Source organism: Sulfitobacter sp. NFXS29, assembly GCF_040148765.1.
GTDB lineage: Bacteria > Pseudomonadota > Alphaproteobacteria > Rhodobacterales > Rhodobacteraceae > Sulfitobacter.
This window is the reverse complement of the sequence record NZ_JAGDED010000001.1, coordinates 886,604-898,204: the sequence shown is the minus strand read 5'-3', so window position 1 is coordinate 898,204 and position 11,601 is coordinate 886,604. Positions and strand designations below refer to the sequence as shown.

The 11,601-nt window shown below is 61.7% G+C and carries 12 protein-coding genes; 8 read left to right on the top strand and 4 right to left on the bottom strand.

The window, feature by feature from the left end:
* Positions 1 to 40: 40 nt before the first annotated feature.
* The 4 genes from hpt (at position 41) to J3456_RS04445 (ending at position 2,214) form a co-directional block, all read left to right on the top strand.
* Positions 41 to 577, top strand: a complete 537-nt coding sequence (hpt, locus tag J3456_RS04460) for a hypoxanthine phosphoribosyltransferase (RefSeq protein WP_067630594.1) — start codon at positions 41 to 43, stop codon at positions 575 to 577.
* Positions 574 to 750 (top strand): hypothetical protein, encoded by a 177-nt coding sequence (locus J3456_RS04455; protein ID WP_349579140.1) that lies wholly within the window; start codon positions 574 to 576, stop codon positions 748 to 750. Before hpt ends, J3456_RS04455 begins: the two co-directional genes overlap by 4 nt.
* Before the next feature lie 93 nt (positions 751 to 843).
* Positions 844 to 1,323 carry a c-type cytochrome gene (locus tag J3456_RS04450; RefSeq protein ID WP_349579062.1) on the top strand — a complete coding sequence of 160 codons (480 nt, stop codon included), beginning with the start codon at positions 844 to 846 and terminating at the stop codon, positions 1,321 to 1,323.
* Positions 1,324 to 1,326: 3 nt separating this feature from the next.
* Positions 1,327 to 2,214: a c-type cytochrome gene (locus tag J3456_RS04445; RefSeq protein ID WP_349579061.1), complete on the top strand. Its 888-nt coding sequence runs from the start codon at positions 1,327 to 1,329 to the stop codon at positions 2,212 to 2,214.
* A 22-nt stretch (positions 2,215 to 2,236) separates the two neighbouring features.
* Here J3456_RS04445 and lipA read toward each other — a convergent pair whose 3' ends face one another.
* Entirely contained in the window at positions 2,237 to 3,190 is a 954-nt protein-coding gene (lipA, locus tag J3456_RS04440) for a lipoyl synthase (protein ID WP_349579060.1), read from the bottom strand.
* A gap of 242 nt (positions 3,191 to 3,432) precedes the next feature.
* Between lipA and J3456_RS04435 the strand changes: the two genes are divergently transcribed.
* Positions 3,433 to 3,981 (top strand): peroxiredoxin, encoded by a 549-nt coding sequence (locus J3456_RS04435; protein ID WP_349579059.1) that lies wholly within the window; start codon positions 3,433 to 3,435, stop codon positions 3,979 to 3,981.
* 67 nt (positions 3,982 to 4,048) lie between these two features.
* Here J3456_RS04435 and J3456_RS04430 read toward each other — a convergent pair whose 3' ends face one another.
* Entirely contained in the window at positions 4,049 to 4,966 is a 918-nt protein-coding gene (locus J3456_RS04430; RefSeq protein WP_349579058.1) for a hydrogen peroxide-inducible genes activator, read from the bottom strand.
* 95 nt (positions 4,967 to 5,061) lie between these two features.
* Between J3456_RS04430 and J3456_RS04425 the strand changes: the two genes are divergently transcribed.
* Positions 5,062 to 6,558, top strand: coding sequence for a catalase (locus J3456_RS04425; protein WP_349579057.1), 1,497 nt, complete (start codon positions 5,062 to 5,064; stop codon positions 6,556 to 6,558).
* A gap of 40 nt (positions 6,559 to 6,598) precedes the next feature.
* On the opposite strand, the gene J3456_RS04420 is transcribed toward J3456_RS04425, so the two are convergent.
* On the bottom strand, positions 6,599 to 7,720 hold the full coding sequence (locus J3456_RS04420; RefSeq protein ID WP_502989485.1) for a DUF6456 domain-containing protein: 1,122 nt from the start codon (positions 7,718 to 7,720) through the stop codon (positions 6,599 to 6,601).
* A gap of 246 nt (positions 7,721 to 7,966) precedes the next feature.
* Between J3456_RS04420 and J3456_RS04415 the strand changes: the two genes are divergently transcribed.
* A complete protein-coding gene (locus tag J3456_RS04415) occupies positions 7,967 to 8,263 on the top strand; it encodes a DUF6477 family protein (RefSeq protein ID WP_349579056.1) in 297 nt (98 codons plus the stop codon).
* A gap of 37 nt (positions 8,264 to 8,300) precedes the next feature.
* On the opposite strand, the gene J3456_RS04410 is transcribed toward J3456_RS04415, so the two are convergent.
* Positions 8,301 to 9,839: a trimethylamine methyltransferase family protein gene (locus J3456_RS04410; RefSeq protein ID WP_349579054.1), complete on the bottom strand. Its 1,539-nt coding sequence runs from the start codon at positions 9,837 to 9,839 to the stop codon at positions 8,301 to 8,303.
* Positions 9,840 to 10,038: 199 nt separating this feature from the next.
* Between J3456_RS04410 and guaA the strand changes: the two genes are divergently transcribed.
* On the top strand, positions 10,039 to 11,601 hold the full coding sequence (gene guaA / locus J3456_RS04405; protein ID WP_349579053.1) for a glutamine-hydrolyzing GMP synthase: 1,563 nt from the start codon (positions 10,039 to 10,041) through the stop codon (positions 11,599 to 11,601).

The following is an 11,601-nucleotide window of genomic DNA, read 5'->3' as shown; positions in this document are numbered from 1 at the left end:
CTATTTCACGTCTCAACCCCGCAGATTCAAGGGCAAAACCATGGCACACGGGCCTTATGTCATCGACGAAATGATCTCGGCCAAGGCCATCGCGGCGCGGATCGAGGATCTCTGCCGTGAGATCCATGACGAATTCAACGGCACAGATAAATTGGTCGTGGTCGGCCTGCTGCGCGGGTCATTTGTGTTTATCGCCGATCTGGTGCGCGAATTGGACCTGCCGATCGAGGTCGATTTCCTCGAAGCCTCCAGCTATGGCGACGGCATGGAGAGCAGCCGGGAAGTGCGCATTCTCAAGGACTTGCGCGGCGCGATCGAAGGCCGCGACGTGCTGGTCGTCGAAGATATCGTCGACACCGGCCACACCCTGCACCATGTCACCAACCTGCTGCGCTCGCGCGAACCAGCGCGGCTGAAATCCATCGCCCTGCTCGACAAACCCACTCGGCGCGAAGTTGATCTGAAAGCGGATTGGACCGGCTTTGAAATCCCCGATGAATTCGTCGTGGGCTATGGCATCGACTTTGCCCAACGCAACCGCAACCTGCCTTTCATTGGGAAAGTCCGCTTTACGTGATGGACCCGCGGTGGCTGCTGCGCATGTCTCAATGGGCGCGCAATCCACCCTCGGGGAAACGGGTGATCGTGGTCTTTGCGATCATCGCTGCAGCCTTGGCCATCGGGTTGATCGAATGGCTGGGCTATTGGCCGGACTGGGCCACGGCAGAGCGTATCCCCCGCCGGTTCTAAGCCAAAGCGCGCCCGTTATCCCGCTGATCACGTTTTTGTTTTTTGCGACCCGTCCCTCCCATGTTACGCTGCGGCAAGAAAAGGGAGATGACCATGCATTTGACCAAAAGCATTACCGCCATCGGCGTCAGCGCCGCATTGATCGCCACCGCCGGCTTCGCAGCCAACCACAGCGACAAAGCCGCAAGTGATGCGGTAAGCGCGCGCCACGCGCAGATGCAACTGATCGCCTATCACACCGGCATCTTGGGCGGGATGGCCAAGGGCGAGACGGAATATAACGCCGAAATGGCAACCGCCGCCGCCACCAACCTGCATGCCGCCGCAGGTTTTGAGCGGAGCACCCTTTGGCTTGAAGGCACCGAGCAAGGGGCCGTCGAAGGGTCCCGCGCCAAGGCCGAAATCTGGAGCGATTCTGAGGGGTTCAACGACGCCTTCATGGCGCTGGAGACCGCCAGCGCGGATATGATCGAGGCCGCAGGCACCGATCTTGACGCTCTGAAAGCGGGCATGGGCGCTGTGGGCAAGGCCTGTGGCGCATGCCATGACGATTACCGCGGCCCCAAGAACTGATCCTTGCGACGTATAATTCCCGTACTGCTGGGCTGTGCCGTTCTCGGCGCGGCCCTTGGCTGGGTCGTTACCCGGCCCGATCCCCTTGAGCCGTCCTATGGCGCGGGGCTGACGCCTGATCCCGAGGCTGGCGCGCTCGTCTTTGCCGCCGGGGGCTGCGTGTCGTGCCATGCCGCCCCAGAGAGTGAGGGGGATGAGATGCTGGTTTTGGCCGGTGGCCTGCCCTTCCCCAGCGATTTCGGCACCTTCCACGCGCCCAATATTTCGCCCGATTCAGACCATGGCATCGGCGATTGGACCTTGCCAGAGTTCGCCCGCGCCGTGACGCGCGGCGTCTCGCCCGAAGGCCAGCACTACTATCCCGCCTTTCCCTATACGGCCTACCAACATCTCGCCCCGCAGGATGTGGTGAACCTCTTTGCCTATATGCAAACCCTGCCCGCCGCAGAGTTGCCGAGCCTGCCGCATGAGGTGGGTTTTCCCTTCAACATCCGTCGGGGGCTTGGCGCGTGGAAGGTAATGTTCTTTAACGAAGATTTCGTGCTGGCCGATGCGTCAGACGCACAGGTGGAGCGCGGGCGCTACCTTGTCGAAGGGCTGGCCCATTGCGGCGAATGCCACACGCCGCGCAACGCCTTGGGCGGGTTAGAGCAGGACGCTTGGCTAACCGGCGCGCCGAACCCCTCGGGCAAGGGGCGCATCCCCGGCATCACCCCCGCACATCTTGAGTGGTCCAAGGCCGATCTGGTGGAATATTTCACCTCCGGCTTCACGCCGGAATGGGATAGCGCGGGCGGAGAGATGGCCGAGGTGGTCAGCAACCTTGCCCAACTCCCCGAAAGCGACCGCGAAGCGATTGCGGCCTACCTCAAAGCCCTGCCCGGCGGTTAACGCCGGGCGCGTCTTCTTGGGATTACGCGATACCCAGCTTGCGGTTCCGCGCCTCGCGCAGACGCGCGAAATCGTCGCCCGCATGATAGCTCGACCGGGTCAGCGGCGTGGCCGAGACCATGAGGAAGCCCTTGCCGTAGGCCGCTTTTTCGTAGGAGGTGAATTCCTCCGGCGTGACAAAACGGTCCAGCGCGTGGTGCTTAGGCGTGGGCTGCAGATACTGGCCAATGGTCAGGAAATCGATGTCGGCGGCGCGCATGTCTTCCATCACCTGAATGACCGCTTGGCGGTCTTCGCCCAAGCCCACCATGATGCCCGATTTGGTGAACATTGACGGGTCCAACTCCTTTACCCGCTGAAGCAGGCGGAGGGAGTGAAAGTAACGCGCGCCGGGGCGCACTTCGGGGTAGAGGCCCGGTACGGTTTCAAGGTTGTGGTTAAACACATCCGGCCGCGCTTCGACCACCTTTTCAAGGGCTTCGGGGCAGCAACGGATGAAATCCGGTGTTAGAATTTCGATTGTCGTGTCGGGGCTGCGGTGGCGCACGGCGCGGATGGTTTGGGCAAAATGTTCCGCCCCGCCATCTTCGATATCGTCGCGGTCAACCGAAGTAATAACGACGTGGTTCAGCCCCAGTTTGGCGACCGCATCGGCCACGCGGCCCGGCTCGAACACATCCAGATCCTCTGGTGGCTTACCCGTAGCGATGTTGCAGAAGGTACAGGCGCGGGTGCAGACCTCGCCCATGATCATCATGGTGGCGTGCCCCTGAGACCAGCATTCGCCCACATTGGGGCAACCCGCCTCTTCGCAGACCGTGGTCAGCTTGTTGTCGCGCATGATGCGCGCGGTCTCGGCATAGCCTTTGCCGCCGGGCGCTTTAACCCTGATCCAGCTTGGCTTTTTCGGCTGGGCGTTGTCGGGCTTGCGCGCCTTTTCGGGGTGGCGCTGTTCGGGAATCTTCAGATCGCGCATCGGGGGCCTCTGATCATTGTGTCGCTGCCTGTTTATCATAGTGCGTGACCGGATGACCACCTACAGCATGCGCCCCCAAGACAAGGCTGCCATGCATCAGCGGCATCACCCCTTACCATTGATTTAGCGCCTTGTTTTTTCACCGGAAAATTACAATGCAGTTGCAGCATTGCGAGAGTTGATCAGGCTGCCTATATGGGCTACGAACCGACAAAGATTCCAATCCGAGAAAGAGAGACGCGATGAAACCCGGTATTCAAGTTCCCAACGTCACCTTCAAAACGCGCGTGCGCGACGAAAGCATCGAAGGCAACAACCCCTTCCGCTGGGAAGACAAGACCAGCGAAGATTTCTTCAAAGGCAAGCGCGTTGTCCTGTTCTCCCTCCCCGGTGCCTTCACGCCGACATGCAGCACCTACCAGCTGCCCGGCTTTGAGAACAACTTCGCCGCGTTCCAAGAGCATGGCATCGACGCGATTTACTGCCTGTCGGTCAACGACAGCTTTGTCATGAACAAATGGAAAGAGATGCAGGGCGTCCAGAACATCGACGTGATCCCTGATGGGTCGGGCGAATTCACCCGCCGCATGGGCATGTTGGTTGCCAAAGACAACCTCGGCTTTGGTGCGCGCAGCTGGCGCTATGCGGCGATCGTCAACGACGGCCAGATCGAAGCATGGTTTGAAGAGCCCGGCATCAGCGACAATCACGGCGATGACCCCTACGGTGTGTCTAGCCCCGAGACCGTTCTGGAACACCTCGAAAACCAGAGACAAACCGAAGCGGCCTAAGCCCCTTTCATGTGATCGGATCGGGCTGTTTGGCCCGATCCCTTTGACCCCGCTGCCCCGTCCGCGCCTAGTATTTCGCGCGCAGCTGCCCGGTCAGCCCTTCCCCCACCTCTTTCAGCGTCTCGGCCAATTGCGCCGCCCAACCGCTGCCCGGCGTGCCCGCTCGGCGTACGAGGCCGATTTGCCGCGCAGGCTCCGGCGTGCCGAAACGGTGCAACCGTAGGCCCGGCGCGGCATCAAGCTCGGTTTTGGCGGCGATCTCGGGCATCAAGGTCATGCCAAACCCCGCCTCCACAAGCCGCGATAGGGTCGCGAGGGACGAAGCGCCCGTGTGGATACCCGCCTGCGTCCGGTCCCGCTGACAAACCTCTAGCGCTTGATCGGTCAGGCAGTGACCGTCTTCCAACAGCATCAGCGGCGTGCGAGCCAGATCGGTCGGACGAACGACATCCGCCCCCGCCATCCGCTCGGCAGAGCCTGCCAGCAAAAAGCGATCTTCGAACAGGGGCATTTCGGCCAGTCCGGTTTCGCCTGTCGGCACCGCCATCACCGCCGCATCCAGCGCCCCGGCGCGCAGATCGGCCAGCAATTGATCGGTTTGCGCCTCGCGCACTTCGACCCGCAGGGAAATATCCTGCGCGCGCAGGGCGGCCAGCACACCGGGCAGCAGATAGGGCGCCACGGTCGGGATCAGCCCAAGGTTCAAGGTGCCCGCCAGCCCAACCTGCTCGCGCGCGGTGGCCTCCAACAATTTGGCGCGGCGCAAAATATCCTCGGCGCGGGTTAGCACCTCTCTGCCCAAGGGTGTCAGGACCGAAGCGCGGCTCTGCCGTTCGATCAACCGCCCGCCAAGCGACTCCTCTAAGGTGCGGATCTGCACGGAAAGCGCAGGCTGAGAAATATTGCTCGCCTCCGCCGCCCGCCCGAAGTTGCCCAAGGTCGCCAGTGCGCGGAAATATTCGAGTTGCTTTAGGGTGAAGTTCATAACTTTTACCTATCGCAATTTTACAAAACTGCAATTGGAAATTATGGGCGGAATGGATCATCCTCCTCTCAGACAATAACCGAGGGGAACCCAAGATGAGCAAGCGTCTCACCACCACTGCCGGCGCACCGATGCCGACCAACGAAACAAGCAAGACCGCAGGCGCCCGTGGCCCGGTGCTGCTGGACGACTACCAACTGATAGAGAAGCTGGCCCATCAGAACCGCGAGCGCATCCCCGAGCGGGCCGTTCACGCCAAGGGCTGGGGCGCCGAGGGCACCTTTACCGTGACCCATGACATCAGTGAATACAGCTGCGCCGCGATCTTCTCTCAGGTGGGCAAGACCTGCGAAATCCTGTCGCGTTGGTCCACCGTGGCGGGCGAATTGGGCGCGGCCGATAGTGAGCGTGACGTGCGCGGCTTCTCGGTGAAATTCTACACCGAAGAAGGCAACTGGGACGTGGTGGGCAACAACACCCCGATCTTCTTTGTCCGCGACGCCTATAAGTTCCCGGACTTTATCCGCACCCAAAAGCGCCATCCGCGCACCAACCTCCGCTCGCCCGAGGCGATGTTCGATTTCTGGGCCGCCCAGCCTGAGTCGGTGCACCAGGTCACCATCCTGATGTCGGACCGCGGCATTCCGGTGAACCCGATGCACATGCACGGCTACGGCAGCCACACCTATTCGATGTGGAACGCCAAGGGCGAGCGGCATTGGGTAAAATTTCACTTCCGCTGCCAGCAGGAAATCCGCAACCGCACCAATGAGGACGCGGAAAAGCTGATCGGCTCGACCCGCGAGAACTTCCAAGAGGATCTGTTCAACGCGATTGAAGGCGGCGAATTCCCGAAATGGGAGCTGAACATCCAAGTCATGCCCGAGGCGGAGGCCGAGACCTGCGGCTTCAACCCCTTTGATCTGACCAAAGTCTGGCCGCATGCGGATTACCCGCTGATCCCGGTCGGTATGCTGGAGTTCAACCGCAACCCCGACAACTACTTCCAAAGCATCGAGAACGCCGCCTATTCGCCGTCGAACAAGGTGCCCGGCATCGGTTTCTCACCCGATAAGATGTTGCAAGCGCGGGTCTTTTCCTATGCGGACGCGCACCGCTACCGTCTTGGCACGCATTACGAGGCCCTGCCTGCCAATGCGCCCAAGGCCGCGCCGATGCACCACTACCACAAGGACGGCTCCATGCGGTTCTTCCCGCAGCAGACCGGCCACCCGGATGCATATTACGAGCCGAACCAATATGAGGAATCGGCCCGCCCCGACCCTTCGGTTCAGGAACCGCCGCTGCGCATCTCGGGCGATGCGGATCGCTATGTCCAAGAGGAGACAGATGCCGATTACGTCCAGCCGCGCAAGCTCTACACCGAGGTGTTCGATCAGGCCCAGCGTGACCGTCTGCATGAGAACATGGCCGGTGCCATGGCGCCGTGTTCGCAGCCGGTAAAAGAACGCTGGTATGCGGTGCTTGAGAAAGTGCACCCCGACTATGCCGCCGGTGTGCGTGCCGCCTGCGAGAAAGACGAAGTGGCGATTTCGGTGACCGATGAGACGCCGACGAAGGTCGCAGACTAAAACAACCGGGCGGCAGGATCATCACCCTGCCGCCCTATCTTTATCCAATCATCGGGCCGCCCGGGCCTACGGTTTCGTCGTAATGCCGTTTCAGCCGCATCAGCGCGATCCGCAGCACGATCTTGCCTGAACGCGCCGACCACCCCAGCCGCTTTTCAGTGGTCTCTAGCCCTTCCAGATAGCAGCAACAGCGCAGCACCACGTCCGACAGGCCGGGGCCGAGGTCGGCCATGGCATTTGCCACCCGCTTGCGCGCCTCTGCTGCGGCCATGTTGCCCGAGCCCTCGCGCCGCCCGCTGGGTTTGGCGCCCGGCGTCAGGAAATGATCCCAATTTTGGGTCACCTCACCGCCCATCTGCGCCAGTTCGAAATCCTCACGGAGCCTTTCACCGGCATGGACCAGCCCCTCGTTCAGAAACGGCGCACCGGATTTATCGCGCCGCCGAGCAAGCGCCGAGAGCGGGCTTTCCGACAGGCAATAGCGGCCTCGGCGCGGGGCCGCATCGGCATCCGCGCCCTCTTCTGCCTCGGGGCCGCTGGCCATGCCCAGAAACGCGGTCTGATCTTCGGCAAAGCCATGGGCGCCCGCGCCTTGGTCTTCTATCATCCGCCGCAGCGCAGCCCGCCCGGCGCTGGTGATGTGGTAGCGCGTTACCCGGCCTGTGCTGCCGGGAGCGATCCAATCTTTCAGGGCCATCGCCTGCGCCACGGCGGTGTCTACCACAGCGGTGCGTGCGCCGGGGCCGGTGTCCGTCTCGCGCAGGACGACGGCCTTTTCCATGCCCTCGGCCACGGCGAGGATCGCGCCCGTCTCATGCAGGCGCCGAAGGACGCGCAGCGCCTCGGCGGCGAAAGTGTCTTCGTCAAGAAGGGGGGTGGCGGGTTTGGTCATTGTCGCTGTCTTTCCTGCTGGGGGGCCAGCAGTACAATCCAAAGCGCGCCGCACCGCCCCGAGCCTGCGCAGGGCGGCATCCACCAGCGGATCGTCGCGCCTTGTCTCGATACGGCGGATTTGGCGCATGATGGTCGAGGCATGGCAGCCAGCTTGGCGTGCCAAGGCCCGGATCGGTGCGCCGGTCTCCGTATGTGCGAGGTAATGCAGGGCTCCGTGCGGCACCCATCCCGGCAGGACGGTCTGTTGGATTTGGTGATGCGCCTTCAATTGACTGCCACTTCCATTTTGGCGGGTCCCCAAGCCGGAGAGTTATCCCCAGAGTTATTCACAACCTATGGATGTTTTGGTTACCCGTTGGTTAAAATCGTCGCATTTGGCAATGATTGTTTCCAAAAGGTAAACAGCACCGGTATGCGCCGTTCGCCGCGAAGCTATGACGCGCAACACCCGGAAAGGTTGTGTCATGCTTCGATGATCCGGGGTGATTCACCCCCCGTTCACCGGAGAGTTGTGATGCAAGATCTGCTGACCATGCTGCAAAGACTTCACCGCCCGCGGCTGTTGATGCGCGCCGCCCGTATCGGCGCCGAGGATTACCGGCGCGGCACCCATCTGCCCCGCATATTGGGCTTTGGCATGTTGCCACGCCACGGCACGGCGCTGATCAAATTGATCGAGATCGAGGCCGAGTTGAACACCCAGCGCAAGACGGCAGATGCAAGCTATAGCCTGATCCGGCATGTGGATGTGCTGATCGCCATGGTCGGCGAAGCGCGTTTTCTGAGAGCCGCGCAGAGCCCCAGCGCGTAAAGGCCGCAGCGGGGGTTCGCCCCCCCGCAGTCCCATTTTAGGTAAAGCTATCCGGCTCCGCTGCCTTGCGGGTCGCGACAAAGGCATCAAGCGCCTCGCGAATGGCCGGATCAAGCGCGGGTTGCTGATAATCGGCGAGCATCTTTTCGACCCGCGCGGTGGCAAGGGTCTGCGTATCGCGCGCCCCCTCATCCGACCATGTCTCGAAAGGTTTGTAATCCAGCAGGTCGGATTTCCAAAACGCCTCGCGGAAGTTGTTCTGTGTATGGGCGCAACCGAGGTAATGCCCCCCCGGCCCGACTTCGCGGATTGCGTCCATGGCCTGCGCGTTCTCGTCCATCTCCACCCCGCGGGCGAGGTGATGCAGCGTGCCCAGTTGATCGGCATCCATGACGAATTTTTCGAAAGAAGACACAAGCCCCCCTTCCAGCCAGCCACAGGCGTGCAGCATGAAGTTCACCCCAGACAGAAGCCCCATGTTCAGACTGTTGGAGGTCTCATAGGCCGCCTGCGCATCGGGCAGTTTCGAGCCATTGAAAGACCCGGCGCTCCGGTAAGGCAGGTTCAACCTGCGGGCCAGTTGCCCAGCGCCATAGGTGATATGCGCGGCCTCAGGCGTGCCGAATGTGGGCGCACCGCTGTTCATATCGATGGAGGTCACGAAAGCCCCCATGATTACAGGCGCACCCGGACGGACGAGCTGGCTATAGGCGATCCCTGCCAAAGTCTCGGCCAAGACCTGCGTCAGCGTGCCTGCGACACTCACCGGGGCCATGGCACCGCCTACGATAAACGGCGAAATGATGCAGGCCTGATTGTTCTCGGCATAGACCTTGAGCGCCCCCATCATCACATCGTCGAATGTCATCGGCGAGTTGATGTTGATGAGCGAGGTCATCACCGTGTTTTCCTGCACGAAGTCCTTACCGAAAAGGATGCCGGACATATCGATACTGTCCTGCGCGCGCGACGGCTCGGTCACCGACCCCATGAAGGGTTTGTCGCTGAGCGTCATATGGGCATGCAGCATATCGAGGTGGCGTTTGTTCACCGGGATGTCGGTCGGCTCACATACCGTCCCCCCCGAGTGATGCAGCCATTTCGACATATAGCCGAGCTTCACGAACTTCTGGAAATCCGCCAGCGTGGCATAGCGGCGCCCCCCTGCGGCATCGCGCACGAAGGGCGGGCCATAGACCGGGGCGAGGACGAGGCTTTTGCCTCCAATCACCACATCCCGCTCGCGGTTGCGCGCCACTTGGGTGATCGTCGAGGGGGCGGTAGAGCACAGCTTGCGCGCCAGCCCCCGTGGGATGCGCACCCGTTCGCCCTGCACATCGGCACCGGCGTCCCGCCACAGTGCCAGCGCATCGGGGTTGTCGGGGAAGTTCACGCCGATCTCTTCGAGGACCGTGTCGGCGTTATGCTCGATAATCTCCAGCGCTTCTTCGGTCAGCACTTCGAAGTTCGGGATGTTCCGCTCGATATAGCGCGCTGTCTCGAATGAGACGGCTGTGCGTGCCGCGCGCCGTGCCGCACCTCCGCCGCCGCGTGCCCGTCGTGCTGATTCCGCCATTGCTTTATCCTTCCCGCAACTCTTGGCCTGTGCCTACCCCATTCCCAAGTGCCCCTTCGCGCGGATAACGCCCTCTAGCGGCAAAAAGCGACATCGCGTGCCGTCCTCGCGCCACTTGCGCGAATTAAACGCGACAGGGCTGCGTCTTCGGCCCGCTAGAGACTTGCCAGAGCGCGCCCACGGGCCTAATCACGGCCCCATGACAGATATCACCCATGACCGCCTTCTCATCATCGACTTCGGCAGCCAGGTCACGCAGCTTATCGCGCGTCGCCTGCGGGAGCTGAACGTCTTTTGCGAAATCCACCCGTTCAACACGGTGGACGAAGCCTTCCTCAAGGAATTCGCGCCTAAGGCGGTGATCCTGTCGGGCGGCCCGTCCTCTGTGTTTGCCGAAGGCGCACCGCGTCCGCCGCAGGCTGTGTTTGAACTGGGCGTGCCGATCCTTGGCATCTGCTATGGCCAACAGGTCATGATGCATTGCCTTGGCGGCCATGTGGAGCGCGGTCACGGCACCGCAGAATTTGGCCGGGCGTTTGTGACCCCTACGGGCCAACAGCTTGATCTGCTGGAGGGCTGGTTCGCCACAGACCGCGAACAGGTCTGGATGAGCCACGGCGACCACGTCAGCAAGATCGCTCCGGGGTTTGAGGTCTATGGCACCTCCCCCAACGCGCCTTTCGCCATTACCGCGGATGTCGAACGTCACTTCTACGCGGTGCAGTTCCACCCCGAGGTGCACCACACGCCCAACGGCCCGCGCCTATATGAGAACTTCGTGCGTCTGGCAGGGTTCAAAGGCGACTGGACCATGAGCGCCTACCGTGAGGAAGCCATCGCCGCGATCCGTGAGCAGGTTGGCGACCAGAAGGTGATCTGTGGCCTTTCCGGTGGCGTGGACTCCTCCGTCGCCGCCGTGCTGATCCACGAAGCCATCGGCGATCAGCTGACATGCGTCTTCGTTGACCACGGGTTGCTGCGCAAGGGTGAGGCCGAAGAGGTCGTCACCATGTTCCGCGACCACTACAACATGCCCCTGATCCATGCCGATGAGCAGGAGTTGTTCTTGGGCGAGCTCGACGGTGTCTCTGACCCTGAGACCAAGCGCAAGATCATCGGCAAGCTCTTTATCGACGTGTTCCAGAAACACGCGAAAGACGTGGGCGATGCGACTTTCTTGGCCCAAGGCACGCTCTACCCCGATGTGATCGAAAGCGTCTCCTTCTCCGGCGGCCCTTCGGTCACCATCAAGAGCCACCACAATGTCGGTGGCCTACCCGAAAAGATGGGCCTGAAACTGGTCGAGCCGCTGCGCGAGTTGTTCAAAGACGAAGTGCGCGAGCTGGGCCGTGAACTCGGTCTGCCGCCGTCGTTCATTGGCCGCCACCCCTTCCCCGGGCCGGGCCTTGCGATCCGCTGCCCCGGTGAGATCACCCGCGAGAAGCTCGACATCCTGCGCGAGGCCGATGCGGTCTATATCGATCAGATCCGCCGCCATGGTCTCTATGACGATATCTGGCAAGCCTTCGTCGCGATCCTGCCGGTGCGCACCGTGGGCGTGATGGGCGATGGCCGTACTTACGACTTCGCCTGCGCCCTGCGCGCGGTGACTTCCGTGGATGGCATGACCGCGGACTACTACCCCTTCTCCCATGACTTCCTTGGTGAAACCGCCACACGGATCATTAACGAAGTGCCGGGCATCAATCGCGTCACCTATGACATCACCTCGAAACCTCCGGGCACCATTGAGTGGGAATAA

Coding starts and splice junctions, on each gene's coding strand:
- hpt (WP_067630594.1), top strand. CDS start 41: ATGGCACACGGGCCTTATGTCATCGACGAAATGATCTCGGCCAAGGCC.
- lipA (WP_349579060.1), bottom strand. CDS start 3,190: ATGCGCGATCTGAAGATTCCCGAACAGCGCCACCCCGAAAAGGCGCGC.
- J3456_RS04410 (WP_349579054.1), bottom strand. CDS start 9,839: ATGGCGGAATCAGCACGACGGGCACGCGGCGGCGGAGGTGCGGCACGG.
- J3456_RS04430 (WP_349579058.1), bottom strand. CDS start 4,966: ATGAACTTCACCCTAAAGCAACTCGAATATTTCCGCGCACTGGCGACC.
- J3456_RS04415 (WP_349579056.1), top strand. CDS start 7,967: ATGCAAGATCTGCTGACCATGCTGCAAAGACTTCACCGCCCGCGGCTG.
- J3456_RS04425 (WP_349579057.1), top strand. CDS start 5,062: ATGAGCAAGCGTCTCACCACCACTGCCGGCGCACCGATGCCGACCAAC.
- J3456_RS04450 (WP_349579062.1), top strand. CDS start 844: ATGCATTTGACCAAAAGCATTACCGCCATCGGCGTCAGCGCCGCATTG.
- J3456_RS04435 (WP_349579059.1), top strand. CDS start 3,433: ATGAAACCCGGTATTCAAGTTCCCAACGTCACCTTCAAAACGCGCGTG.
- guaA (WP_349579053.1), top strand. CDS start 10,039: ATGACAGATATCACCCATGACCGCCTTCTCATCATCGACTTCGGCAGC.